The sequence below is a fragment of the Paenibacillus mangrovi genome (assembly GCF_022898935.1).
GTDB lineage: Bacteria > Bacillota > Bacilli > Paenibacillales > Paenibacillaceae > Paenibacillus_AQ > Paenibacillus_AQ mangrovi.
Window position 1 is genome coordinate 42,225 of record NZ_JALIRP010000017.1, and the last position, 22,321, is coordinate 64,545.

Sequence of the window (22,321 nt, forward strand, 5' to 3'; positions counted from 1 at the left end):
CATGTTGGTACCAAAACGTGTAAAACACCGCAAGCAACAACGCGGTCACATGAAAGGTATGGCTAAAGGCGGCACTGAGCTTAACTTCGGTGAATTCGGTCTGCAAGCTCTTGAGCCAACTTGGATTACGAACCGTCAGATCGAAGCAGCGCGTATTGCTATGACGCGTTACATCAAACGTGGCGGTAAAGTATGGATTAAGATTTTCCCAGATAAACCAATCACTCAAAAACCTCTTGAGGTTCGTATGGGTAGCGGTAAAGGTAACGTGGAAAAATGGGTCGCAGTTGTCAAACCAGGTAAGATTATGTTTGAACTTGGAGGCGTGCCTGAGGAAATCGCTCGCGAAGCGATGCGTCTTGCCGCTCACAAGCTGCCGATCAAAACGAAGTTTGTGAAACGTGAAGAATTGGGTGGTGAAGCAAATGAAAGCTAATGATCTGCGTAACTTGACCACTGCAGAAATTGAGCAAAAGATTGCGGGTTTTAAAGAGGAGCTCTTTAACCTCCGTTTTCAATTGGCTACCGGACAGCTTGACAACCCGACTCGGATCCGTGATGTGCGCAGGGAAATAGCTCGTGCTAAAACCGTCATCCGTGAAAGAGAACTTGGGATTAGTTAATTGAATCAGTCATTTTTGCCTGTATTCAGGAAGGAGGCTAACGATGAGCGAAGAACGCAATGCTCGTAAAGTGCAAGTTGGTAAAGTTGTCAGTGACAAAATGGAAAAAACCATTGTTGTAGCTGTTGAAACTTACAAAAAACATGATCTCTACCACAAGCGTATTAAATATACTAAAAAGTTTAAAGCGCATGATGAGAACAATACTGCAAAAATCGGAGATACCGTTAAAATCATGGAAACTCGTCCACTCTCTAAAGACAAACGCTGGAGATTGGTAGAAGTCGTTGAAAAAGCGGTTATCATCTAAAGATATAGCGACAGTTTTTCCGAAAGGAGGAAATTTCAATGATTCAACCATTTACACGTCTGCATGTAGCTGACAACTCTGGTGCGAAGGAACTGATGTGTATCCGCGTTTTGGGTGGTACTGGACGTCGTACTGCTGCAATCGGTGATCTGATCGTTTGTTCCGTGAAACAAGCAACACCAGGCGGCGTTGTCAAAAAGGGTGACGTAGTCAAGGCTGTTGTGGTTCGTACGAAGCGTTCTGTACGCCGTAAGGACGGATCTTATATCGCATTTGACGAAAACGCAGCGGTTGTTGTTAAAGACGACAAGAGCCCTCGCGGAACTCGTATTTTCGGACCAGTGGCTCGCGAACTTCGTGATAAAGACTTCATGAAAATCGTTTCCTTGGCACCGGAAGTTATCTAAGACTTCAAATGAATCGGATAACCGATTGAATAAATCGTTCCAAGTTATCTTGCCAAACGGCAAGCCGCAGGAGGTGTAACAAATGCCAAAAGTGAAAAAGGTTCTGGAATCGCACAATAACAAGCTGCACGTCAAAAAAGACGACACGGTTATGGTGATCAGCGGTAAAGACAAAGGCAAAAAAGGCCGTGTCATTGCAGCATATCCTCGTGAGAACCGTGTGCTTGTGGAAGGCGTCAACATGGTGAAAAAACACCAGAAGCCGAACCAAATGAATCCACAAGGCGGAATTATTGAACAAGAAGCGCCGATCCATGTATCCAATGTGATGCATCTTGATCCTAAGAGCGGTAAAGTAACTCGTGTTGGTTACAAAGTGCTCGATAACGGTAAAAAGGTTCGCGTTGCTAAGAAGTCCGGAGAAGTTATTGACTAATCGAACAGTGGAGAAAGGAGGTTTATGATTCATGACAACAAGAATGAAAGAACGCTTTCTGAACGAAATTACTCCTGCCTTGATGCAGAAGTTCAACTATTCTACGGTAATGCAAGTACCTAAAATCGAGAAGGTTGTCATCAACATGGGTGTGGGTGATGCTGTATCCAACTCGAAAGTGCTTGATTCCGCAGTTGCTGACATGCAGCTGATTGCTGGTCAAAAACCAGTCATTACTCGTGCTAAAAAATCCATCGCCGGATTCAAATTGCGTGAGAATATGCCGATCGGTGTGAAAGTAACGCTGCGCGGTGAGCGCATGTATTACTTCTTGGACAAATTGTTCAACATTACTCTTCCACGCGTACGTGACTTCCATGGCGTGTCCACCAAAGCATTTGACGGACGCGGTAACTACACACTTGGCCTCAAGGAACAACTGATTTTCCCTGAGATTGAGTATGATAAAGTGGATAAAGTCCGTGGTATGGATATCGTAATCGTAACGACGGCTAAAACTGACGAAGAGTCCCGCGAGCTGCTCGCTCAATTGGGAATGCCTTTTGCGAAGTAATTCGTGAATCCATTTCTCCGAAAATTTTTAGGAGGTGTCAGGCTAAGTGGCAAAAACTTCGATGAAAGTAAAACAACAACGTACGCCTAAGTATAAAGTTCGTGCTTACACGCGCTGCGAACGTTGCGGTCGTCCACATTCGGTACTGCAAAAGTTCAAAATTTGCAGAATTTGTTTCCGTGAATTAGCTTATAAGGGCCAGATTCCTGGCGTCAAAAAAGCAAGCTGGTAAGAAGTTTATAATCGGGAAGGAGGTTTACACACATGACTATGTCTGATCCAATTGCAGATATGCTTACTCGTATCCGTAACGCCAACACTGTGCGTCACGAAACAGTAGAAATGCCTGCTTCGACGATGAAAAAACAAATCGCTGATATCTTGAAGCGTGAAGGTTTCATCCGTGATGCAGAATATATCGAAGACAATAAACAAGGGATTATCCGTGTTTTCCTGAAATATGGTGCAAACAACGAACGCGTTATCTCCGGTTTGAAAAGAATCAGTAAACCAGGTCTGCGCGTTTACACGAAGAGCAACGAAATCCCTCGTGTACTCGGCGGTCTCGGAATTGCGATTATCTCCACTTCTAAGGGGATTATGACCGACAAAGAAGCTCGTCAATCCAAAGCTGGCGGAGAAGTTGTCTGCTACGTTTGGTAATACACGTCACAAAACAAGGAGGTGCAACAAATGTCCCGTATTGGTCGCAAACCAATCGCAGTACCTAGCGGTGTGGATATCACACTGAACAATACCGAAATCACTGTTAAAGGTCCTAAAGGTTCTTTGACTCGTGAACTTCACAAGGATATGAAAGTAACGGTTGAGAACAACGAGATCATCGTTGAACGCCCATCTGATAACAAACTGCATCGTTCCCTTCACGGCACGACACGCAGCGTTGTCAACAACATGGTGAGCGGCGTAACCGAAGGATTCTCCAAATCTCTGGAATTGGTTGGGGTCGGATATCGTGCAAACAAATCCGGAGATAAGATCGTTCTGAACGTTGGTTACTCTCATCCAGTTGAAATCACTCCAGAACCAGGTATCGAATTCGAAGTGCCTGCAAATACGAAAATCATCGTTCGCGGAATCGACAAAGAGCGCGTAGGTGCATACGCTGCTCAAATTCGTGCCGTTCGCGAGCCTGAGCCTTACAAAGGTAAAGGGATTAAGTATGAAGGCGAGCGCATTATCCGTAAGGAAGGTAAAGCTGGTAAGAAGAAATAAGCTTTCTAAACTTATCAGTCTTTTACCCCGTGCGTCTTAAAGTGAAGCTGTAATGGCAAACTGAAAGGAGTGAAAGGGAAGTCATGATTACAAAACAGGATAAGAACAAGGCACGTGTCAGACGTCATCTGCGTGTACGTAAGAAAATCCAAGGTACTGCAGCTCGTCCACGTCTGAACGTATTCCGTTCTTCTAAACATATCTATGCTCAACTGATCGATGACGTAGCTGGTGTAACCATCGTTTCTGCATCTACAGTTGATAAAGAACTTAGCGGTTCTGTTAAAAACGGCGGCAGCGTTGAAGCAGCTCGTCAAGTAGGCGAACTGGTCGCGAAACGCGCTAAAGAAAAAGGTCACACAGCGGTTGTATTCGACCGTGGAGGTTACCTGTATCATGGACGGATTCAGGCCCTGGCTGAAGCAGCACGCGAAGCAGGGTTGGAATTCTAAGAATTTCTAAAAAGGAGGTTAACGACTTGCGTGTAGATCCGAACACTTTAGAACTGTCTGAAAGAGTTGTAAATATTAACCGCGTAGCTAAAGTTGTAAAAGGCGGACGCCGTTTCAGCTTCAGCGCTCTGGTTGTTGTCGGCGACGGCAAAGGCTGGGTCGGTGCAGGTATCGGTAAAGCCGGTGAAGTACCTGACGCCATCCGTAAAGGCATCGAAGATGCTAAGAAAAACCTGATTCACGTTCCGATCGTAGGAACATCAATTCCTCACCTGGTTACTGGCCACTTTGGCGCTGGTCGCGTTCTTTTGAAACCAGCTTCCGAAGGTACTGGAGTAATCGCCGGCGGTCCTGTTCGTGCAGTACTCGAGCTGGCTGGTGTAGGTGACATCTTGACAAAATCTTTGGGTTCTTCGAACTCCATGAACATGGTCAACGCGACTTTGGAAGGCTTGTCCCGTCTGAAACGCGTTGAAGAGGTTGCCAAACTTCGTGGCAAATCTGTCGAAGAGCTTCTCGGTTAAGGAGGGAATGTCATGACTAAACTTCAAATTACCCTCGTCCGCAGTGTGATCGGTCGTCCTGAAACTCAGCGTATTACCGTGAAGACTCTCGGCTTGCGTAAACTTAACTCTAGCGTGGTTCACAACGACAATCCCGCGATTCGCGGTATGATCAACAAAGTGAGCCATCTGGTATCTGTTACTGAAATCGAAGGTTAATCTGCATAGATTAACCTACAAATATTAAGGAGGTGCAACGAACGATGAAGTTACATGAACTTACTTCAGCTACTGGATCCCGTAAAGACCGTAAGCGTGTAGGTCGCGGTACAAGTAGCGGAACGGGTAAAACATCCGGCCGTGGTCACAAAGGGCAAAATTCTCGTTCCGGCGGCGGTGTACGTCCTGGATTCGAGGGTGGACAAAACCCGTTGTATCGTCGTCTGCCAAAACGTGGATTTGTAAATCCTACGCGGAAAGAGTATGCGATTGTTAACATCGAAGAACTGAACAGCTTTGCAGAGGGTACGGAAGTGACTCCTGAATTCTTGGTGGAGAGCGGCGTAGTGAAAAATACGAAAAGCGGCATCAAAATTCTTGGCAACGGTGAAGTTACCGTGAAGTTGACTGTAAAAGCAAATAAGTTCTCTCAATCTGCGGTAGAGAAGATCGAGGCTGCCGGCGGTAAAACCGAGGTGATCTAATGTTTAAGACCCTGAAGAATATATGGCGGGTTGAGGACCTTCGTAATAGAATTTTGTTCACCTTGTTAGTACTGATCGTTTACCGTATCGGTTCATTTGTTCCTGTTCCAGGCGTCAACAAAGCTGTTCTGGAAATGACGAATCAGCAAGGCTCAGAATTGTTTGGTCTCTTAAACACGTTCTCGGGTGGTGCGTTGCATCAATTCTCGATCTTCGCCCTCGGGATCGTGCCGTATATTACCTCGTCCATTATCGTGCAGCTGCTCTCGATGGATGTTATTCCAAGGCTCGCTGAGTGGGCAAAACAAGGCGAGCACGGGAAAAAGAAATCAGCGCAATTGACACGGTATATGACGATTGTATTGGGTCTCATTCAGGCGTTCGCGATGTCAATCGGTTTTAACCGTTTGTACTCGGCTGAAATGATTCCTAATGCTACATTTGTGGATTATCTACTGATTGCCATCGTGCTGACAGCGGGTACCGCATTCCTGATGTGGCTGGGTGAGCAGATAACGGAAAAGGGAATCGGCAATGGTATTTCCATTCTGATCTTCTCAGGGATTGTCGCGAACATTCCTTCAATGATCCGTTCTACGGTTCAGTCCAGTTTTATTCAAGAAGGCCAGACTTTTATGAATACCCTGAAAACAATAATTTTGTTCCTTGTTATCGTGCTGATTATTGTGGGTGTCATTTACATCCAGCAGGCGATTCGTAAAATTCCTGTTCAATATGCAAAACGTGTGGTAGGCAACAAGATGTACGGTGGACAGAATACGCATATTCCGCTGAAAATCAATGCGGCTGGCGTTATTCCGGTCATCTTCGCTGTATCTTTGCTGCAGTTCCCTGTCATTATCGCAAGCTTCTGGTCAAATCATGATTGGGCTAAGTGGATCATGAATAACCTGAGATATGACCACCCACTGGGTATGGTACTGTACGTACTGATGATTATCGGTTTCACATTCTTCTACACCTTCGTGCAGATGAATCCAAACCAAATGGCAGACAATATGAAGAAAAACGGCGGCTATATCCCGGGCATTCGCCCTGGTAAAGCAACCGAGAAATATCTGACACGAGTAATGACCCGTCTTACTATGACCGGTGCCATCTTCCTGGCTCTTATTTCTCTCTTGCCGATAGCTTTCGGTACATTAGCCGGCTTGCCAAGCTCGGTTAAAATCGGAGGTACTTCACTGCTGATCGTCATCGGGGTTGCACTCGATACAATGAAGACCATCGAAAGTCAGTTGATTAAACGACACTACAAAGGTTTTATCAATAAATAAGTGATAGGTTCCGGTGAAGTGATTTTTAAGCTTCCCGGCAACTTATTGCGTTGTTCCTTGTAAAGAGGCATGTCGGAGGGAGAGAGAAACGTGAACATACTATTCATGGGCCCTCCTGGGGCAGGGAAAGGAACACAGGCGGAAGTCATTGTAAATGAATTCGGCATTCCCCATATTTCCACCGGCGATGCATTTCGTCTGGCGATTAAACAGGGAACTCCCATTGGGATCAAAGCCAAAGAGTACATGGATCAAGGGCTTTTGGTACCGGATGATGTAACGATCGGCATTGTGGAAGAACGTCTGCAGCAGTCCGATTGCGAAAAAGGTTTTTTATTGGACGGTTTTCCAAGAACTCTTTCGCAAGCGGAAGCGCTGGATGGTATTCTTAGCAGACTGAACACCCAGCTCGATCATGTCATCAACCTGAAAGTAGACCGTGACAAATTGATGGCGCGCCTTACGGGTCGCCGGATTTGCAAAAGCTGTGGCGCTACTTATCATGTGATCTTCAACCCGCCTAAACAGGAAGGTGTATGTGATAAATGCGGAGGCGAGCTGTATCAGCGCTCAGATGACAACGAAGAGAGCGTCGGTACCCGTCTGGACGAATATATCAACAAAACAGCACCACTCCTAGCATTTTATGAGAACAAAGGTCTATTGCGTCAGATCGATGGTGATCAAGAAATCGGTACGGTATCTAGCGAAATCGTATCGGTGCTGCGAGGTTAGTCGTAATGATCATTTGTAAGTCCGAAACGGAACTCGGCTTTATGCGGGAAGCAGGGCGAATTGTGGCGGAAACGCACCGTCTCATGGCAAAGCATATTGAACCTGGCATTACGACCGGGGAACTTGACGCTATTGCCGACCACTACATCCGCAGTCAAAAAGCACTGCCGTCTTTTAAGGGCTACAATGGTTTTCCTGCCAGCATTTGCGCTTCAGTCAATGATCAATTGGTACACGGATTTCCCGGCAAACGCAAATTAAACGAAGGCGACATTGTTACGCTAGACATCGGTGCGCAGTACCGTGGTTACCATGGAGACTCCGCTTGGACCTATCCTGTAGGCAGAATTACCGATGAAGCCCAGCGTCTGCTGGACGTCACCGAAAAGTCTCTGTATGCAGGCTTGGAACTTGTCAAACCTGATGTGCGCCTGTTCACGATCTCACATGCCATCCAGAGCGTCATTGAAGACGCCGGCTTCTCGGTTGTTCGCGAGTATGTCGGACACGGAGTTGGGGCAGAACTGCATGAAGAACCGAATATTCCGAACTTTGGCCTCCCGGATCGGGGACCTCGGCTCAAACCCGGCATGGTGCTGGCGATTGAACCGATGGTGAATGCCGGATCACGGTATGTCAAAACGCTGGAAGATAATTGGACGGTCGTTACAGTCGACGGATCCTTGTGTGCTCATTTTGAGCATACAGTAGCCGTAACTGACGAAGGTCATGAGATTCTCACAAAACTGGATATGTAGGTGATTGTTCTTGAGTAATCAAAGCACCCTGCAAATCGGTCAGATTGTGAAAATCCTGAAAGGTAAAGATGCCGGACAGGTGGCCGTGGTCGTATCTATTGATGACAGCAGGTTCGCATATATAGCGGATGGGAACAAACGAAAGTTTGACCAGAGAAAGAAGAAGAATCTTCTTCACCTGGAGCCCCAGTCCTTCATCAGCAGCGAGGTCGCAAACAGTTTAAATGAAAGCGGTCGGGTCACAAACGGAAAGCTGCGGTTTGCAGTCATGAAGTTTGTGCAGTCCACCGAATCCCATGCTGAAGAGAAAGGAGACTAACTGTGGCCAAAGAAGATGTAATTGAAGTGGAAGGTACGGTCATCGAACCGTTGCCGAATGCTACGTTCAAGGTTGAGCTTGAGAATGGTCATCAAATTCTTGCTCACGTTTCCGGTAAGCTGCGGATGCACTTTATCCGTATTCTGACAGGCGACAAAGTGGTCGTGCAGTTATCGCCTTATGATTTAACCAAAGGCCGTATAACGTACCGCAAGTAATTTTTACCGAATCTTTCTTTAAGACGCCGAGGATGTTATGATCCTATATGGCACTTGAAAAAGTTCTATCCTGGTTTTACACTTGTAAAATCCGGTTGATACTATAAGATATGAATTTGCTTCCTTCATGATGGGAGCAAATCCTTATGAAGAGAGTTTTGCGCTCTGCAAAGCTTTAGTCAATCCTTACGAAGTGAGTTTTGCTTTGCAAAACTTGAGGGAGGTAATTAACATGAAGGTGAGACCTTCTGTAAAGCCTATTTGCGAAAAATGCAAAGTCATTCGCCGCAAGGGTACTGTAATGGTTATTTGTGAAAATCCGAAGCACAAACAAAAACAAGGTTAATAGAAGGGGGTGTAGCGTAAAATGGCTCGTATAGCTGGTGTGGATTTGCCACGTGACAAACGCGTTGAGATCGCCTTGACTTATATTTTCGGAATCGGTAAAACGACTTCCCAGAAAATTCTGAGCACTACAGGCATCAATCCGGACACTCGTGTTCGTGATTTGACGGAAGATGAAGTCAGCAAATTGCGTGAAACGATCGACAAAACGGTTAAGGTTGAAGGTGACCTGCGTCGTGAAATTTCCTTGAATATTAAACGTCTCGTTGAGATCGGTTGCTATCGTGGAGTGCGTCATCGCCGCGGTCTGCCGGTTCGTGGACAACGTACTAAAACGAATGCTCGTACACGGAAAGGCCCTCGTCGTACTGTAGCGAACAAGAAGAAATAAGAAGGGGGGATAAAAGAGAATGGCTAAACCGAAAAAAGTCGTACGTACTAAACGTCGTGACCGCAAAAATATTGAATCCGGAGTGGCTCATATCCGTTCCACGTTCAATAATACGATCGTAACAATTACGGATCCTCATGGAAACGCAATTTCCTGGGCAAGCTCCGGCGGCCTTGGATTCAAGGGTTCCCGTAAGTCGACTCCGTTCGCAGCTCAAATGGCTGCTGAATCCGCGGCTAAAGCTGCAATGGAACATGGTATGAAGGCGGTAGAGGTTATGGTTAAAGGTCCAGGTGCAGGCCGTGAAGCAGCGATCCGCTCTTTGCAAGCTGCTGGTCTGGAAGTTAGCATGATCAAAGACGTAACTCCAGTTCCGCACAACGGTTGCCGCCCACCTAAACGTCGTCGTGTCTAATTGAAGTCAACCTGAAGAATGTGGTATATTTCCGGCACAATCTGCTAATAATGGTTGTTTAGGCATACTACATGGTAACACAAGATAAGGTGACAGTTTCAAATAGGAGCGACGTTTGAAGGAGGGGTACTTGCGTGATTGAAATCGAAAAGCCGAAAATTGAGACCGTAGACGTCAGTGAAGATGGAGCCTATGGCAAGTTTGTTGTAGAACCGCTTGAGCGTGGATATGGAACGACTTTGGGGAATTCCCTTCGTCGGATCCTGCTTTCCTCGCTGCCAGGCGCAGCCGTAACATCCGTACAAATCGATGGCGTTCTCCACGAGTTCTCAACGGTTCCGGGTGTAATGGAAGACGTGACGGAAATTATTCTGAACCTGAAGGCTCTTTCCCTGAAAATTCATTCGGATGAGGAGAAAATCCTCGAGATTGATGCAGAGGGTGAAGGAGTTGTGACGGCAGGAGATATCCGGGCGGACAGCGATGTGGAAATTCTCAATCCAGACCTTCATATTGCTACAATGGGTCCAGGTTCGAGACTTCACATGCGTATTTTTGCTAACCGCGGTCGTGGCTATGTCCAAGCAGATAAGAATAAACGTGATGATCAACCGATTGGAGTCATCCCGGTCGATTCTATCTATACCCCGATTAGCCGCGTCAACTATGGCGTGGAGAATACGCGGGTTGGTCAAGTGACCAACTATGATAAATTGACGCTTGAAGTCTGGACTGATGGTAGCATTCGTCCGGAAGAGGCTGTAAGCCTCGGCGCCAAAATCTTGACCGAGCATCTGATGCTCTTCGTGGGTCTGACCGACGAAGCGAAAGATGCAGAAATCATGGTCGAAAAAGAAGAAGACAAAAAAGAAAAAGTGCTTGAAATGACGATTGAAGAGCTTGATCTCTCTGTTCGTTCCTACAACTGCCTCAAACGTGCTGGCATTAATACAGTACAAGAGCTGACTACGAAATCCGAAGAAGACATGATGAAAGTCCGTAACCTGGGCCGCAAGTCTTTGGAAGAAGTTCAAGAAAAGCTCGAGGAACTGGGACTAGGACTGCGTACAGAAGAATAGCATCTTAGAATCGTTAGCGAAGGAGGGGAAATACATGGCATACCAAAAGTTGGGCCGCGATTCCAGCGCACGTAAAGCTTTGTTCCGTGATCTGGTAACCGACCTGTTCTTATATGAGCGCATCCAAACTACGGAAGCGAAGGCGAAGGAAGTTCGTTCCATCGCTGAAAAGCTGATCACGAAAGCGAAGAAGGGTGACCTTCACGCTCGCCGTCAAGTGGCAGCATTCGTTCGTCGTGAAACAGTTGACGGAGAGCAAGACGCAATCCAAAAATTGTTCAGCGAACTGGCTACCCGTTATGCTGAGCGTCCAGGCGGATACACTCGTATCCTGAAGCTCGGACCTCGCCGCGGTGATTCCGCGCCTATGGTTTATCTGGAACTGGTTGACCGCGCGTAAACAGGTGAGGATGGGGAAAGGGGGGAAGGAATCGTATGATTCTGATCGAACCCTTTTTTTCACGTCCGGGGCCTGTGGACGGATGAAGACGATTCTTTTTTCCGGATACAGGCCAGGGTTCGTGTTCCTTTGACTAGGGTCAGGAACGGCTTCGCCGTGTTGTACGGCGAAGCCGTTTTATGTTTCAGCATGTAAGCGGCGTGTGATCGGCCTTTTTCACAATAGATGGGCAGAGGATTCAGGAGGTACAGGGGAATGCGCAACATATGTATGAAAGTCAGCTATGACGGTACGAACTACAGTGGTTTTCAGACCCAGCCGGACGGGAACGCCATTCAGGATTATCTGGAGAAAGCTATTGATATGCTGACGGGAGAGAAAGTGAAGATCCATGCCTCGGGCCGCACCGATGCTGGTGTACATGCTTATGGGCAGGTGTTTCACTTTCACACCACTTCCAAGATTCCTGTGGAACGATGGTGTATGGCGCTCAACTCCAGACTGCCGAGAGATATCATGGTGACTGAAGCCAGAGAAGTCCCACTGGATTTCCATTCCAGAAGGTCGGCGAAACGCAAAACGTATCGTTATACCATCAATGCCAATCAATTCCCGGATTTATTCCGAAGAAATACAGAGCTCCACCATCCCGGCAAGCTGAATGTTGAGGCCATGTCGGAAGGACTCAAGTATTTGATTGGTACGCATGACTTTACATCTTTTGCGTCCCGGCACTCTACCAAGCCTTCTCACATCCGCACCGTATATGATGTCCATATCGAAAGGGATCAATCCATGTGCCGCCCGGGAACCCGGGATCAGGGCTTGATCCATCTCTATATCACCGGCAACGGCTTTTTGCAGCATATGGTCCGCATTATTGCGGGTACTTTGCTGGAAGTGGGGAAGGGCCGGAAGAAGCCAGAGGATATCGCATCGATTCTGGAGGCCAAAGACCGAATGAAAGCTGGTCCGACGGCGGAATCCAAGGGACTTATTTTATGGAATGTGGAGTATGAGAATTTCAATTAAAAACATTGAAAATCAGCTTGCGATTTGTCTGCCTATACTGTAAAATAAAAGTTGTGTTTTCTTGATGGCTATCCCACAGCCCCCAATCTTGAAAATCACAAACCTTAACATTTACAATTGACTTTTGATAACGACAAAGAACGAAGATAAATGATTTTCGGACGAATACAAGGAGGAACTATTCATGCGTACCACCTATATGGCGAAGCCAAATGAAGTTGAGCGCAACTGGCTCATCATTGATGCCGAAGGCAAAACGCTTGGTCGTTTGGCGAGCGAAGCAGCTGCTTTGATCCGCGGCAAACACAAGCCACAATTTACACCTCACGTTGACGGTGGTGATTTCGTAGTCATCATCAATGCTGAGAAAATCCACCTGACAGGCAAAAAGCTTCAAAACAAAAAATACTATCGTCACTCCATGCATCCAGGTGGTTTGAAAGTGACTAACGCTCAGGACCTGCTGAACAGCAAACCAGAACGTGTATTGGAATCTGCTGTTCATGGTATGCTTCCTAAAACCCGCATGGGCGAAAAAATGAAGCTGAGACTGAAAGTATATGCAGGCACCGAACATCCACATGCAGCACAAAAACCAGAAGTTTACGAACTTCGCGGATAATTAAAAGGAGGACAGTTTCATGGCACAAGTACAATACTATGGGACAGGTCGTCGTAAACATTCGGTAGCACGTGTTCGCCTTGTACCGGGTGAAGGACGCATTGTCATCAATAAGCGCGACATCAATGAATATTTCGGTTTGGAAACCCTCAAACTGATCGTTAAACAACCACTGAACCTGACTGAAACACTGGGACAATACGATGTAGTTGTTATTGCTCACGGTGGTGGTATCTCTGGTCAAGCAGGAGCAATCCGTCACGGTATCTCCCGTGCACTGCTCAAAGCTGATCCAGACTTCCGTTCGGCTCTGAAAAAAGCAGGATTCCTGACTCGTGACCCACGCATGAAAGAACGTAAAAAATACGGTCTCAAAGCGGCTCGTCGCGCTCCTCAGTTCTCGAAACGTTAATATTCCTTGGTACCCAAGGACTTACAGCCTCTGGCCTTTATGGTCAGGGGCTTTTTATATTTTGATCACGACCGGGCTACATCACACTTATAACGAAAAAAACTGCCTACCGGCAGTCTTTCATGTCCATCGAAATCATACAGTTAGCCTTGTAAAATATGTAATGCATCTTCTACTGAACGAATTTCTCCGTACGCATCCTTTTTGAGCAGTTGGGTATGGCAGGAAGGACACTCCGCAAATACCTCGCTATATCCCAAGCCGTCGTCATTTCGGCCATCTTTCCACCAAATATCGATTTGTGCCTGCTCCTTGCCGCATTTTTCACAGTACAAAGACTGATTTAATTGATTGGAAGTAACGATCATCGGATTCACCTCATTATCATTATTAGGAAAATGACCGACCGGCTATAGACCGATCTATCTCTAGAATCTATTGTGCCATGTTTGGTGAAGTAATTATTCTTTTTTGGTGAGACAATGTGCCTACTGGGCGATTTCATCATATGCTGTGTTATTACTTAAACCGGAGGGATCTTATTTTGCAACCTAATGTAAATGCAAATGTAAATGTACAACATAAACATCTGGCCTGGCATGAAACGATGAAACTTCATGAGCTCACGGCTTTCACGGCGAATAGCTTAATGGGATTAAAAATGAGTGTCCATAATGTAGCAGATCCGCAGTTACATGCCTTATATGAGGAAATGATCAGAGCTGAGGAAGCGAACCTGAAAGAACTGCTTCAGTTCTACCCTATGGCACCGACAGAGACCCGGAACAATAAAGGCAAATCAGAATATGGGGATATGACGGGATTCTATGGATGGCAACTGCTTGGTCTTTCTAAATCGTGCATTATGAGCTACGCTGATGCGATCACGGAAACAGCTACCCCTAAGTTGAAAGATACATTTACGAAGCATCTGAACAATGCCATTAAATTTCACACGAAAATATTTAACTTTATGATGGATCGCTGTTATTATCCCGCTTATGATCTACATCAGATGTTGGAAAACGATAAGATGATGGCAAAGAAAGCTTTGGAGATGTAGTTATAGGAGAAAGGGCCTTTCGTCGAAGGCTCTTTTTTTGTTGGAGTGGGCCTAGATCCCATTATTAGCATTGACAACCAGACATATTGGTTTATACTGAATTTAAATCTTATTAAACCACTTGGTATTAACCGAATTGGATTTGAATGAAGTGAATTATTGGAAGGGGAGACATTCGCTATGAATTTGCTTGAAAAGGAAAAGTGGATCACGTTTCAGGCTTCTGAGCTTGAACATGCTTCTGCCCAAGAAGTACTCCGTATTGCCGTAGAAACGTTCCCGAATCTGACATTCGCTTGCAGCTTTGGAGCTGAAGATGTGGTACTGGTCGATATTTTGCAAAAGGTGAGTCCTTCAACCGACATTTTTTATCTTGATACCGATTTTCACTTTAAGGAAACCTACGAAACCAAAGACCGCCTGGAATCTAAATACGGTATCCAGTTTGTGCGTGTGTCTCCCAAGCTGACTCCTGAAGAGCAAAGTGCCGAGCATGGAGAAGAATTATGGAAATCAGATCCGAGCCAATGCTGTAATATTCGTAAGGTTGAGCCTTTAACACGGATTCTCTCTCAGTATGATGCCTGGATTACAGGTATTCGCCGGGATCAAGCCCCAACACGAGCGAATGCCAAGAAAGTAGAATATGACCATAAATTCGGACTTATTAAATTCAACCCTATTGCCGATTGGACATCCGATGATGTCTGGAATTATATCCGTGAAAATCAACTGCTTTACAATCCCCTTCATGATCAAAACTATCCCAGTATAGGCTGTGAGCACTGCACCCGTCCGGTAAATCCGGGAGAAGATCCAAGAGCAGGACGCTGGTCTGACAGTGAAAAAACCGAATGCGGACTTCATCAATAATATGATCTTAAGGGGGAATGAAGATGACAGCGATACTTCCGCATGGCGGGAAGCTCATTCATCGGATTGCAGAAGGGCAAGAGAAGGAAGAGCTCTTGAAAGCCTCGTGCCGTCTGAAACAGATTCCGGTGAATGCCTGGACGATATCTGATCTGGATTTAATAGGCAACGGCGCTTTTTCACCGCTCGAAGGCTTTATGAATGAGGAGGATTATCGTTCAGTTGTCAGCAGCATGCGCCTTACCAATGGAACGGTGTGGAGCATACCTGTGACGTTGCCTTTGAATGAGGAGACCGCTCGTAGTCTTCAGATTGGAGAGCAGGTAGCTTTGACAGGGGCTGAAGATAATGTGATCTATGCAGTAATGAATATTGAAAGCATATATGAAATCGACCAACAATTTGAAGCACAGAAGGTATTTAAGACCGATGATCCGGAACATCCGGGGGTAAAAAAGCTGCTGGATCGCTCCCCAATCTATGTGGGCGGCAGCGTAAAGGTGCTAACCCGGCCCAAGCCTGCGAGATTCGGCGACTTTTATTTTGATCCGTCAAGGACAAGAGAGCTGTTTCAGCAGAAAGGATGGAAGACCATCGTCGGCTTCCAGACGCGCAATCCAGTGCACCGTGCGCATGAGTATATCCAGAAAAGCGCAATGGAAATCGTAGATGCTCTTTTTCTTAATCCGCTTGTTGGTGAAACGAAATCCGATGACGTTCCGGCTGATGTTCGAATGAATAGCTATCTTGTTCTTTTGGAGAACTACTATCCGAAGGATCGGACGTTCCTCGGCGTATTCCCTGCCGCGATGCGTTACGCAGGTCCAAGAGAGGCAATTTTCCACGCCATCGTACGTAAAAATTACGGATGTACCCATTTTATCGTCGGTCGCGATCATGCAGGCGTAGGCGATTATTATGGAACGTATGAAGCCCAAGAGATTTTCTCTAATTTTAAGCCCGAGGAGCTCGGGATAACACCGCTCTTTTTCGAACACAGCTTTTTCTGCAAGAAATGCGGCAACATGGCCTCCAGCAAAACATGTCCACATCCTCGTGAGGAGCATTTGACGCTTTCTGGCACCAAAGTCCGTGGATTGCTGCGTGACGGCGAGTGCCCGCCTCCGGAATTTACCCGCCCGGAAGTTGCGGAAGTGCTGATTTCCGGGATGAGAACGCAAGTTACGTCTTAAGGTACTATTTGTCCACCTTCGCCCATATAGATGAGTAGAGTCGATATGGGAACGGAGGTGGATTTTTGATGTCCAAGCAGGGGGCTGGCAAGCAGGTACTGTGGATTCGGCTGAGCTCGATCAAAAATTTGCTGCTCGGCATTTGTCTTCTAGTTGTGTTTATCGCCGTAGCCACGTTTAACATACCTGCGGTACAAACAACAGGACACTGGAGTCTTCCTTTGTCGGGGAAAGTCATTGCGCTGGATGCAGGACACGGCGGACCTGACGGTGGAGCCATAAGCAAGCAGGGTGTTATTGAAAAGGATGTGAATCTGGCCATCGCCTTATATCTCCGGGATTACCTGCAGCAGGCTGGAGCCGTAGTGTACATGACGCGTGAAGGGGATTATGATCTGGCAGGAGCTGACACCAAAGGATACTCCAAACGCAAGACGGAGGACTTGAAGCAGCGGGCGAAGCTGATACAGGATACCAAGGCGGATCTTTTTCTAAGCATTCATCTGAACAGCTTTCCATCAAGCAGGTGGAGCGGGGCTCAAACGTTCTATTATCCCAATCATCCTGACAATGCCACCCTTGCAGAGCTTATTCAGGATGAAATGAAGCGTAATCTCGAAAATACAGACCGCGTTGCCAAAACAGTAGATACCGTGTATCTCCTGCAAGCGATAAAAATGCCTGCTGCACTGGTGGAGGTCGGCTTTCTCTCCCATCCGCAGGAATCGCAGCTGCTGCGAGACGAGAATTACCAACGCAAGGTCGCGGCAGCGGTATATAAGGGGATGTTAAGGTATTTATCCGGAGAAAAAGTTAAACTGTCGTCAGCCGATGAACGTTGATGGTATAATACCTACTGGGACTTATCCAAAGTATGGATGATGCCAATATATAAAGCAGAGGTGCTGCCATCATGTTGTCACGTGAGCAAGTACAAGAGGTGCTACAGCCCATCAAGGATACTGCCACCGGCAGAAGCTTGATTGAGCTGCAAATGATAAGAGATATTGTGATAAAAGAAAACAGAGTATCACTTTCCGTCATTACGCTGGATAACCGCGAAGGCTACGGACAAGCACTCGAGAAGGAAATTCGAGATCATCTGAAGGCAGCGGGAGCCTTAGATATTCATATTCGTATGCGTGAAGCCAATGAGCATGAGCGCAGCAAGATCCTGGGTGAGCATGAGAGAAAGACGGATCAGGATAAGCTGGTAAAGGGACATGCAGCCGGCCTTGAGAAAAATGAGCTCCTGACCGATCCTGATGTGCATTTCATTGCAGTTGCAAGCGGGAAGGGTGGCGTCGGCAAATCGACGGTAACCGTCAATCTGGCTGCTGCTCTGGCCCGTCAAGGAAAAAAAGTGGGACTCATCGATGGGGACATTTACGGCTTCAGCGTTCCGGATATGATGGGGATCGAGGAAGGCCCTGTCGTAGTGGATGGATCCATTGTTCCGGTAGAACGTTTTGGCGTAAAAGTAATGTCCATGGGATTCTTCATCCGTGAAAATAATCCGGTAGTATGGCGTGGACCGATGCTTGGTAAAATGCTTCACCAATTCTTTAGCGATGTTAATTGGGGTAAGCTTGATTATCTGCTTCTGGACCTGCCTCCGGGAACCGGCGACATTGCGCTGGATGTCCATCAAATGCTGCCGCAAAGTAAAGAGATCATCGTCACGACACCGCATGCCACAGCTGCTTTCGTAGCGGCCCGTGCGGGTGCTATGGCCATTCAAACCAATCATGAAATCTTAGGCGTCGTGGAGAATATGGCATATTACGAATGTTCGCACTGTGGTGAAAAGGATTATGTATTCGGTCGCGGTGGCGGTGGACAGCTTGCCGAAACGCTCCATACCAATCTGCTGGCGCAATTTCCATTAGGGGCTCCAGATAATCACATTTCTGAACCGGACTTCTCACCATCGGTTTATAAGTCCGAATCGACGAGCGGTAAGCTTTATAATGAACTGGCAGCGAGCATTATTACTAAATGTGAAAATGAAGTCTAATGTACATGAAAAAGCCCCTGATAAGGGGCTTTTTTGCAATTGCTATTATGAACCGCCGCCTTCCCCGCTGTCACCAGAGTCTCCGCCTTCCTTGCCTTTTTCGCCTTCTCCTTTTCCTTCTCCTTTTCCTTCTCCGCCTCCGCCTTGACCACCTTTACCGCCGCCCTTTTCAACCTTAGGCTGCAGCTCCTGAGTTACTACGGTCTGCAGAAGAGACATCACTTGCATTTTGAACATCGGATTTTGCATGGCTTCCTGCATGACTGTCATCGACTGCTTGCGGTACTCAGGAGTTTTGGTAAGGTCTAGGAACATCTTCATCATTTCTGGCGACTTCATAATGTCCGAGACTGCCTTTTGATACGTTGGATCCTTAATGAGCTGCATATGCAGCTGCTTATCTTGTGAGCTGATCGCTTTGGCAAAATCACCAGCAAACTGCGGATCGGTCATGATTTTTTCAATTTCCTTTTTATATTCCTCTGAAGTAATCGTGTCCTTTACAGCTGTACGAATCTGATCGGCTGCCTGCGCAGACATCATCTGCATGCTGGGGCCGCCTGTTGAACCGCCGCCCTGCTTCATTGCGTCCTCGACAGCTTTCTTGCCTTCATCGCTTTTTAGGATGTCGACTACCATCGTTTTCATTTCTTTATAATCGGCCTGAGGTGGTGCATAGCTCTGTTGGGATCCGCAGCCTGCAAGTATGGCGGAAAGCCCGAATATGATTCCCCATACGCCTAAAACCGGCCACTTCATGAGCGTCACTCCTTTGCAATTCATGCTGATTGTAGTATGCCGTGGTGATTTTCGAAATATGTCGAAACGATGATGGTTTTTTAATGAGAACGTTGGTAAAATAATGTCTTGGGGGTGCAGACAAAGTTGAACTTGAAAAATTGGTCCAAGTTATTTTTAAAGACCTTGCTTGTTGGAGCGATCGTCTCCATCATCACCGGTTTTCTGCTTCCGTTTAGCAGAGAATCGATTTCATTCAAGGATGCTAAAGATGTTTTGTTTTATTTGCTCATCTTATTCTTTTTTGGGGCTATGACGAGCGTATACTCGCAGCTGGGCTTTTTTGCTTATATGATCCTGAATTATACGGCTATCGGTGTTTTCCGTAGAAAAACGTGGCAGTACATACAGTTTGCTCTGGCGGTTCTGGCTCTGCTGGAAGTGATGTTCTTCCGTTCCTTTGTGGGAAAGGAAAACAGCCAGACGGCAGATTTGCTGCTGGGAGTAGTTATTTTGTTTGTGGCCGTGGCCACTGCCTATTTTAAAGTCAAAGCCACAAATCCTACCGCCTGGGTGCCAACCATCTTCTTTATGACAGCGATTACGGTTGTGGAGATGGTAGGAGCACTCCAAATCAATGATAATAATGCAACCATCTTTATTGTTGTTCCATTGTTAGCCTGCAATGCATACCAAATTTTAATACTTCATAAGCTGTTGAAACCCAAAAAGAGCTAAGAAACTTAGCTCTTTTTTCTGTAAGTCGGGATGCTGTTATATGCTACAAACCAGCGGCATCATCGATGGCTTGCTGAAGCGTGGCTTGATCACGGATTTCTTTGCCCTTGGTATCGGCCTGCGTCAGAAGATCGGAAACCGTTACGAATTCATATCCCTGTTTGCGCAGCTCATCGATAATGATGGGAAGGGCCTCATGGGTCTGTTTGCAGGAGTCGCTGGCATGAAGGAGGACGATATCGCCAGGATGTGCTTTGCTTACAACGCGATTGACGATATTGTCCACGCCGATATTTTTCCAGTCCTGAGAATCGGTATCCCACTGGATAACCTTGTAATTCAAGCTGTCAGCGATTTTCAGTACCCGTTTATCAAAGTCTCCATTAGGCAAGCGCAACAGATTTGGTTCTTTGCCAGTCAAATCGGTTAATATAGAATTGGCCGTTATCAGCTGGGTTTTGATTTCTTCATCGCTAAGACTGCTGTAATTCACATGCTTATGCCCGTGGCTTCCGATTTCAAAGCCGGCGGTTTTGATCTGATTGACGATATCGGGGTGGCTCTTGCTCCAAGGTGAGGATAGGAAGAAGGTAGCCTTCTGGACTCCTTTGTCTTTGAGGACGTTCAGAATGGGCTCAGGACGCTTTTCTCCCCAACTGATATCAAATGTTAAAGCGATAACCTTCTTGTCCGTAGGAACGCTGTAAATGGCAGCTGGAGCCCCTTCGGAGAACACCGTAATATTGTCGGATTCCACATAAATAATACCGATAGCGAACAGTGCAGCGGCGAGAACAAAGAAAGTACGCTTGATTTTGCGGCCGTTCAGCACATAAAAAAATGAATTCATCGCTATAGTCGCCCCTTTCCACTTTCGAATGCTTGTTTACTTCAATGTATGCTCGTACCAGCAAGTTATTACCATGAGGAGGTTATATATGCTTCTGCTGACTACTTTTCTGAAAGATCTTGGCTTTATCCGCAAAACGTTGTTGTTTGTAACGGTGCTCTTTATCCTCGGTATTATAGCGGGATGGTACAGCACGGGAGCTCTTGCGGAGCTTATTAATAAACAGATGGACGGTATTCGGGAAGTCAGTGAGACGCTGAGCAAATCCTCAACCCCAAAATGGAGCTTTTTTGTGTTTATTTTCTTTAACAACAGCATCAAGGCCGTGACTATGATCTTCCTGGGGCTTCTTATTGGAGTTTTGCCGATTTTATTTTTGCTCGTTAACGGTATGGCTGTTGGCTTTCTTGTACATAACTCCATGGAGCAAGGGAACAGCTTGTTTGATTTGGTTGTCAAAGGATTGCTGCCTCATGGGATTATCGAAATCCCGGCCATTATTATTGCTTGCGCTTTTGGTCTTCAGATGGGACTGTTGGTTCTTTCGAGCCTTGGGGGAAGCGGGAAGGCGGAATTGAAGAGAACGTGGAGAGAAATGTTCAGAAAAGCGCTGACTGCATCCGCCTGGATTGTTATTATGCTGTTTGTCGCAGCCATTATTGAAAGCACGGTTACGTACACCCTGATGAAAGGTTAATGATAAGTGCTCCGTAATGCAAAATTGTAAAAACACATTCATAAATTTCCCAAAAAATGTGCATAACATTAAGGCAGTAAAATCAAGCGTTACTTAAAATGAACTGAAGTCGATTCTATCAATCGATCATGCTGCTGTATATGATTTAGAATATTCGCTTTTAATCGACGAGGAGGCCATGACCATCATGCTGGGTATGCTTTTTAACGATAAGGAATGTAAGGAACTTGATTATGTACTGCGAAAAGAGCTGGATGAAATGCTGTTTGATCTTAGCGATCAGAGATTAGATCTGGAGGTCAGAAACGCCATTGCCAGCAGGTATAAGACCGTATTTCGCATGTATGCCCGGTTTGCACCTCAAAAGGAACTTTCCAAATATGCGCGTAACAGCAAGCTAACTCAACTTAAACAATAAATGCTTGACGGGGAAATGGATTCTGTGATAAATTTATTTTCGCTTCAGTTTTAGTCACATAAAATTGAAAGCTGCGAGATGCTGCAAGATTTTGATGGAATTGAAAACTTCGAAAAAAGTTTTTAAAAAAAATACTTGCAAAACATCTAGTAAGTATGATATATTATAAAAGTCGCCGCTGAGATACGGCGGTGGACAAAATGGAAGATTTTGATCTTTGAAAACTGAACAACGAGTGAGATACAGACTTCAGCAATGAAGTCAAAACGCAAAGCAGTTCGGTCCCCGAACTGTGGAGCACAAATGAGATTTAAATCTCGTCAGATTCAAAATGAGTCACAAACTTTCTTGGAGAGTTTGATCCTGGCTCAGGACGAACGCTGGCGGCGTGCCTAATACATGCAAGTCGAGCGGACTTGATGAGGAGCTTGCTCCTCTGATGGTTAGCGGCGGACGGGTGAGTAA

General features: G+C 46.2%; 37 protein-coding genes and 1 rRNA gene. 35 read left to right on the forward strand and 3 right to left on the reverse strand.

The genetic code is table 11. The features are described 5' to 3' along the window. The first annotated feature begins 1 nt into the window (after window position 1). The 26 genes from rplP to rpsI all read left to right on the forward strand — a co-directional run bounded on the left by rplP (window position 2) and on the right by rpsI (window position 13,269). Complete coding sequence (gene rplP, locus MUG84_RS25305; protein ID WP_094600172.1) at window positions 2–436, forward strand: 50S ribosomal protein L16; 435 nt, start codon at window positions 2–4, stop codon at window positions 434–436. After that, complete coding sequence (rpmC, locus tag MUG84_RS25310; protein ID WP_036712586.1) at window positions 426–623, forward strand: 50S ribosomal protein L29; 198 nt, start codon at window positions 426–428, stop codon at window positions 621–623. Before rplP ends, rpmC begins: the two co-directional genes overlap by 11 nt. A gap of 43 nt (window positions 624–666) precedes the next feature. Next, window positions 667–933 carry a 30S ribosomal protein S17 gene (gene rpsQ / locus MUG84_RS25315; RefSeq protein WP_136609114.1) on the forward strand — a complete coding sequence of 89 codons (267 nt, stop codon included), beginning with the start codon at window positions 667–669 and terminating at the stop codon, window positions 931–933. Between the two features lie 38 nt (window positions 934–971). Beyond that, the gene (rplN, locus tag MUG84_RS25320; protein ID WP_244730743.1) at window positions 972–1,340 is read left to right on the forward strand and encodes a 50S ribosomal protein L14; all 369 of its coding nucleotides are present in this window, start codon (window positions 972–974) and stop codon (window positions 1,338–1,340) included. Window positions 1,341–1,422: 82 nt separating this feature from the next. Then, window positions 1,423–1,776 carry a 50S ribosomal protein L24 gene (gene rplX / locus MUG84_RS25325; RefSeq protein WP_244730745.1) on the forward strand — a complete coding sequence of 118 codons (354 nt, stop codon included), beginning with the start codon at window positions 1,423–1,425 and terminating at the stop codon, window positions 1,774–1,776. 31 nt (window positions 1,777–1,807) lie between these two features. After that, a complete protein-coding gene (gene rplE / locus MUG84_RS25330) occupies window positions 1,808–2,350 on the forward strand; it encodes a 50S ribosomal protein L5 (protein ID WP_244730747.1) in 543 nt (180 codons plus the stop codon). A 46-nt stretch (window positions 2,351–2,396) separates the two neighbouring features. Continuing rightward, on the forward strand, window positions 2,397–2,582 hold the full coding sequence (locus tag MUG84_RS25335) for a type Z 30S ribosomal protein S14 (RefSeq protein ID WP_074961883.1): 186 nt from the start codon (window positions 2,397–2,399) through the stop codon (window positions 2,580–2,582). 32 nt (window positions 2,583–2,614) lie between these two features. Then, the gene (gene rpsH / locus MUG84_RS25340) at window positions 2,615–3,013 is read left to right on the forward strand and encodes a 30S ribosomal protein S8 (protein ID WP_244730749.1); all 399 of its coding nucleotides are present in this window, start codon (window positions 2,615–2,617) and stop codon (window positions 3,011–3,013) included. 30 nt (window positions 3,014–3,043) lie between these two features. Continuing rightward, window positions 3,044–3,586: a 50S ribosomal protein L6 gene (gene rplF, locus MUG84_RS25345; RefSeq protein WP_244730751.1), complete on the forward strand. Its 543-nt coding sequence runs from the start codon at window positions 3,044–3,046 to the stop codon at window positions 3,584–3,586. A gap of 83 nt (window positions 3,587–3,669) precedes the next feature. Beyond that, complete coding sequence (gene rplR / locus MUG84_RS25350; protein ID WP_194234544.1) at window positions 3,670–4,038, forward strand: 50S ribosomal protein L18; 369 nt, start codon at window positions 3,670–3,672, stop codon at window positions 4,036–4,038. Window positions 4,039–4,064: 26 nt separating this feature from the next. Continuing rightward, a complete protein-coding gene (gene rpsE, locus MUG84_RS25355; protein WP_244730759.1) occupies window positions 4,065–4,562 on the forward strand; it encodes a 30S ribosomal protein S5 in 498 nt (165 codons plus the stop codon). Between the two features lie 12 nt (window positions 4,563–4,574). Then, window positions 4,575–4,760 (forward strand): 50S ribosomal protein L30, encoded by a 186-nt coding sequence (gene rpmD / locus MUG84_RS25360; RefSeq protein ID WP_244730770.1) that lies wholly within the window; start codon window positions 4,575–4,577, stop codon window positions 4,758–4,760. A gap of 44 nt (window positions 4,761–4,804) precedes the next feature. Beyond that, window positions 4,805–5,245 carry a 50S ribosomal protein L15 gene (gene rplO / locus MUG84_RS25365; RefSeq protein WP_127606501.1) on the forward strand — a complete coding sequence of 147 codons (441 nt, stop codon included), beginning with the start codon at window positions 4,805–4,807 and terminating at the stop codon, window positions 5,243–5,245. Beyond that, window positions 5,245–6,543, forward strand: coding sequence for a preprotein translocase subunit SecY (gene secY, locus MUG84_RS25370; protein WP_244730772.1), 1,299 nt, complete (start codon window positions 5,245–5,247; stop codon window positions 6,541–6,543). The genes rplO and secY overlap by 1 nt, the downstream gene beginning before the upstream one ends. Before the next feature lie 90 nt (window positions 6,544–6,633). Further along, complete coding sequence (locus tag MUG84_RS25375; protein WP_244730774.1) at window positions 6,634–7,278, forward strand: adenylate kinase; 645 nt, start codon at window positions 6,634–6,636, stop codon at window positions 7,276–7,278. A gap of 5 nt (window positions 7,279–7,283) precedes the next feature. Then, window positions 7,284–8,036, forward strand: a complete 753-nt coding sequence (gene map, locus MUG84_RS25380; RefSeq protein ID WP_244730776.1) for a type I methionyl aminopeptidase — start codon at window positions 7,284–7,286, stop codon at window positions 8,034–8,036. A 10-nt stretch (window positions 8,037–8,046) separates the two neighbouring features. Then, window positions 8,047–8,355 (forward strand): KOW domain-containing RNA-binding protein, encoded by a 309-nt coding sequence (locus MUG84_RS25385; RefSeq protein ID WP_244730778.1) that lies wholly within the window; start codon window positions 8,047–8,049, stop codon window positions 8,353–8,355. Window positions 8,356–8,357: 2 nt separating this feature from the next. Next, window positions 8,358–8,573, forward strand: a complete 216-nt coding sequence (gene infA, locus MUG84_RS25390) for a translation initiation factor IF-1 (RefSeq protein WP_006212898.1) — start codon at window positions 8,358–8,360, stop codon at window positions 8,571–8,573. Between the two features lie 232 nt (window positions 8,574–8,805). Further along, window positions 8,806–8,919 carry a 50S ribosomal protein L36 gene (rpmJ, locus tag MUG84_RS25395; protein ID WP_003322638.1) on the forward strand — a complete coding sequence of 38 codons (114 nt, stop codon included), beginning with the start codon at window positions 8,806–8,808 and terminating at the stop codon, window positions 8,917–8,919. A 21-nt stretch (window positions 8,920–8,940) separates the two neighbouring features. Then, entirely contained in the window at window positions 8,941–9,309 is a 369-nt protein-coding gene (gene rpsM / locus MUG84_RS25400) for a 30S ribosomal protein S13 (protein WP_160501020.1), read from the forward strand. Between the two features lie 19 nt (window positions 9,310–9,328). Continuing rightward, window positions 9,329–9,724, forward strand: coding sequence for a 30S ribosomal protein S11 (gene rpsK, locus MUG84_RS25405; RefSeq protein WP_244730780.1), 396 nt, complete (start codon window positions 9,329–9,331; stop codon window positions 9,722–9,724). Window positions 9,725–9,858: 134 nt separating this feature from the next. Beyond that, the gene (locus MUG84_RS25410) at window positions 9,859–10,803 is read left to right on the forward strand and encodes a DNA-directed RNA polymerase subunit alpha (RefSeq protein WP_244730781.1); all 945 of its coding nucleotides are present in this window, start codon (window positions 9,859–9,861) and stop codon (window positions 10,801–10,803) included. A gap of 34 nt (window positions 10,804–10,837) precedes the next feature. Further along, a complete protein-coding gene (gene rplQ / locus MUG84_RS25415) occupies window positions 10,838–11,203 on the forward strand; it encodes a 50S ribosomal protein L17 (RefSeq protein WP_036712632.1) in 366 nt (121 codons plus the stop codon). Window positions 11,204–11,458: 255 nt separating this feature from the next. After that, window positions 11,459–12,235, forward strand: a complete 777-nt coding sequence (gene truA, locus MUG84_RS25420; protein WP_244730783.1) for a tRNA pseudouridine(38-40) synthase TruA — start codon at window positions 11,459–11,461, stop codon at window positions 12,233–12,235. A 184-nt stretch (window positions 12,236–12,419) separates the two neighbouring features. Then, the gene (rplM, locus tag MUG84_RS25425; protein WP_244730785.1) at window positions 12,420–12,857 is read left to right on the forward strand and encodes a 50S ribosomal protein L13; all 438 of its coding nucleotides are present in this window, start codon (window positions 12,420–12,422) and stop codon (window positions 12,855–12,857) included. Window positions 12,858–12,876: 19 nt separating this feature from the next. Next, complete coding sequence (rpsI, locus tag MUG84_RS25430) at window positions 12,877–13,269, forward strand: 30S ribosomal protein S9 (RefSeq protein ID WP_244730786.1); 393 nt, start codon at window positions 12,877–12,879, stop codon at window positions 13,267–13,269. 143 nt (window positions 13,270–13,412) lie between these two features. Here the strand turns inward: rpsI and MUG84_RS25435 are convergent, their stop codons facing one another. Next, window positions 13,413–13,637: a hypothetical protein gene (locus MUG84_RS25435; protein ID WP_244730788.1), complete on the reverse strand. Its 225-nt coding sequence runs from the start codon at window positions 13,635–13,637 to the stop codon at window positions 13,413–13,415. Window positions 13,638–13,876: 239 nt separating this feature from the next. On the opposite strand from MUG84_RS25435, the gene MUG84_RS25440 reads away from it, so the two are divergent. The 5 genes from MUG84_RS25440 to MUG84_RS25465 all read left to right on the forward strand — a co-directional run bounded on the left by MUG84_RS25440 (window position 13,877) and on the right by MUG84_RS25465 (window position 18,415). Continuing rightward, entirely contained in the window at window positions 13,877–14,332 is a 456-nt protein-coding gene (locus MUG84_RS25440; protein ID WP_244730836.1) for a spore coat protein, read from the forward strand. A 180-nt stretch (window positions 14,333–14,512) separates the two neighbouring features. Continuing rightward, on the forward strand, window positions 14,513–15,205 hold the full coding sequence (locus MUG84_RS25445) for a phosphoadenylyl-sulfate reductase (protein WP_244730789.1): 693 nt from the start codon (window positions 14,513–14,515) through the stop codon (window positions 15,203–15,205). 23 nt (window positions 15,206–15,228) lie between these two features. Beyond that, the gene (gene sat / locus MUG84_RS25450) at window positions 15,229–16,398 is read left to right on the forward strand and encodes a sulfate adenylyltransferase (protein WP_244730791.1); all 1,170 of its coding nucleotides are present in this window, start codon (window positions 15,229–15,231) and stop codon (window positions 16,396–16,398) included. Between the two features lie 68 nt (window positions 16,399–16,466). Continuing rightward, complete coding sequence (gene cwlD, locus MUG84_RS25455) at window positions 16,467–17,240, forward strand: N-acetylmuramoyl-L-alanine amidase CwlD (RefSeq protein ID WP_244730793.1); 774 nt, start codon at window positions 16,467–16,469, stop codon at window positions 17,238–17,240. 71 nt (window positions 17,241–17,311) lie between these two features. Continuing rightward, entirely contained in the window at window positions 17,312–18,415 is a 1,104-nt protein-coding gene (locus MUG84_RS25465; RefSeq protein ID WP_280521505.1) for an Mrp/NBP35 family ATP-binding protein, read from the forward strand. Window positions 18,416–18,460: 45 nt separating this feature from the next. On the opposite strand, the gene gerD is transcribed toward MUG84_RS25465, so the two are convergent. Continuing rightward, window positions 18,461–19,174 (reverse strand): spore germination lipoprotein GerD, encoded by a 714-nt coding sequence (gene gerD, locus MUG84_RS25470; RefSeq protein ID WP_244730805.1) that lies wholly within the window; start codon window positions 19,172–19,174, stop codon window positions 18,461–18,463. A gap of 126 nt (window positions 19,175–19,300) precedes the next feature. On the opposite strand from gerD, the gene MUG84_RS25475 reads away from it, so the two are divergent. Then, the gene (locus MUG84_RS25475; RefSeq protein ID WP_244730813.1) at window positions 19,301–19,891 is read left to right on the forward strand and encodes a KinB-signaling pathway activation protein; all 591 of its coding nucleotides are present in this window, start codon (window positions 19,301–19,303) and stop codon (window positions 19,889–19,891) included. 43 nt (window positions 19,892–19,934) lie between these two features. Here the strand turns inward: MUG84_RS25475 and pdaB are convergent, their stop codons facing one another. Then, on the reverse strand, window positions 19,935–20,741 hold the full coding sequence (pdaB, locus tag MUG84_RS25480; protein ID WP_244730822.1) for a polysaccharide deacetylase family sporulation protein PdaB: 807 nt from the start codon (window positions 20,739–20,741) through the stop codon (window positions 19,935–19,937). An 88-nt stretch (window positions 20,742–20,829) separates the two neighbouring features. Here pdaB and MUG84_RS25485 point away from each other — a divergent pair, with 88 nt between their 5' ends. From MUG84_RS25485 to MUG84_RS25495, 3 genes are all read left to right on the forward strand, one after another. Next, window positions 20,830–21,438, forward strand: a complete 609-nt coding sequence (locus MUG84_RS25485; protein ID WP_244730824.1) for a stage II sporulation protein M — start codon at window positions 20,830–20,832, stop codon at window positions 21,436–21,438. A 187-nt stretch (window positions 21,439–21,625) separates the two neighbouring features. Beyond that, a complete protein-coding gene (locus tag MUG84_RS25490) occupies window positions 21,626–21,856 on the forward strand; it encodes a hypothetical protein (protein ID WP_244730826.1) in 231 nt (76 codons plus the stop codon). A gap of 345 nt (window positions 21,857–22,201) precedes the next feature. Beyond that, window positions 22,202–22,321, forward strand: a 16S ribosomal RNA gene (locus MUG84_RS25495); the annotation flags it as partial.

Coding starts and splice junctions, on each gene's coding strand:
- rplP (WP_094600172.1), top strand. CDS start 2: ATGTTGGTACCAAAACGTGTAAAACACCGCAAGCAACAACGCGGTCAC.
- rpmC (WP_036712586.1), top strand. CDS start 426: ATGAAAGCTAATGATCTGCGTAACTTGACCACTGCAGAAATTGAGCAA.
- rpsQ (WP_136609114.1), top strand. CDS start 667: ATGAGCGAAGAACGCAATGCTCGTAAAGTGCAAGTTGGTAAAGTTGTC.
- rplN (WP_244730743.1), top strand. CDS start 972: ATGATTCAACCATTTACACGTCTGCATGTAGCTGACAACTCTGGTGCG.
- rplX (WP_244730745.1), top strand. CDS start 1,423: ATGCCAAAAGTGAAAAAGGTTCTGGAATCGCACAATAACAAGCTGCAC.
- rplE (WP_244730747.1), top strand. CDS start 1,808: ATGACAACAAGAATGAAAGAACGCTTTCTGAACGAAATTACTCCTGCC.
- rpsH (WP_244730749.1), top strand. CDS start 2,615: ATGACTATGTCTGATCCAATTGCAGATATGCTTACTCGTATCCGTAAC.
- rplF (WP_244730751.1), top strand. CDS start 3,044: ATGTCCCGTATTGGTCGCAAACCAATCGCAGTACCTAGCGGTGTGGAT.
- rplR (WP_194234544.1), top strand. CDS start 3,670: ATGATTACAAAACAGGATAAGAACAAGGCACGTGTCAGACGTCATCTG.
- rpmD (WP_244730770.1), top strand. CDS start 4,575: ATGACTAAACTTCAAATTACCCTCGTCCGCAGTGTGATCGGTCGTCCT.
- rplO (WP_127606501.1), top strand. CDS start 4,805: ATGAAGTTACATGAACTTACTTCAGCTACTGGATCCCGTAAAGACCGT.
- secY (WP_244730772.1), top strand. CDS start 5,245: ATGTTTAAGACCCTGAAGAATATATGGCGGGTTGAGGACCTTCGTAAT.
- map (WP_244730776.1), top strand. CDS start 7,284: ATGATCATTTGTAAGTCCGAAACGGAACTCGGCTTTATGCGGGAAGCA.
- rpmJ (WP_003322638.1), top strand. CDS start 8,806: ATGAAGGTGAGACCTTCTGTAAAGCCTATTTGCGAAAAATGCAAAGTC.
- rpsM (WP_160501020.1), top strand. CDS start 8,941: ATGGCTCGTATAGCTGGTGTGGATTTGCCACGTGACAAACGCGTTGAG.
- rpsK (WP_244730780.1), top strand. CDS start 9,329: ATGGCTAAACCGAAAAAAGTCGTACGTACTAAACGTCGTGACCGCAAA.
- rplQ (WP_036712632.1), top strand. CDS start 10,838: ATGGCATACCAAAAGTTGGGCCGCGATTCCAGCGCACGTAAAGCTTTG.
- truA (WP_244730783.1), top strand. CDS start 11,459: ATGCGCAACATATGTATGAAAGTCAGCTATGACGGTACGAACTACAGT.
- rplM (WP_244730785.1), top strand. CDS start 12,420: ATGCGTACCACCTATATGGCGAAGCCAAATGAAGTTGAGCGCAACTGG.
- rpsI (WP_244730786.1), top strand. CDS start 12,877: ATGGCACAAGTACAATACTATGGGACAGGTCGTCGTAAACATTCGGTA.
- MUG84_RS25435 (WP_244730788.1), bottom strand. CDS start 13,637: ATGATCGTTACTTCCAATCAATTAAATCAGTCTTTGTACTGTGAAAAA.
- MUG84_RS25440 (WP_244730836.1), top strand. CDS start 13,877: ATGAAACTTCATGAGCTCACGGCTTTCACGGCGAATAGCTTAATGGGA.
- MUG84_RS25445 (WP_244730789.1), top strand. CDS start 14,513: ATGAATTTGCTTGAAAAGGAAAAGTGGATCACGTTTCAGGCTTCTGAG.
- sat (WP_244730791.1), top strand. CDS start 15,229: ATGACAGCGATACTTCCGCATGGCGGGAAGCTCATTCATCGGATTGCA.
- cwlD (WP_244730793.1), top strand. CDS start 16,467: ATGTCCAAGCAGGGGGCTGGCAAGCAGGTACTGTGGATTCGGCTGAGC.
- MUG84_RS25465 (WP_280521505.1), top strand. CDS start 17,312: ATGTTGTCACGTGAGCAAGTACAAGAGGTGCTACAGCCCATCAAGGAT.
- gerD (WP_244730805.1), bottom strand. CDS start 19,174: ATGAAGTGGCCGGTTTTAGGCGTATGGGGAATCATATTCGGGCTTTCC.
- pdaB (WP_244730822.1), bottom strand. CDS start 20,741: ATGAATTCATTTTTTTATGTGCTGAACGGCCGCAAAATCAAGCGTACT.
- MUG84_RS25485 (WP_244730824.1), top strand. CDS start 20,830: ATGCTTCTGCTGACTACTTTTCTGAAAGATCTTGGCTTTATCCGCAAA.
- MUG84_RS25490 (WP_244730826.1), top strand. CDS start 21,626: ATGCTGGGTATGCTTTTTAACGATAAGGAATGTAAGGAACTTGATTAT.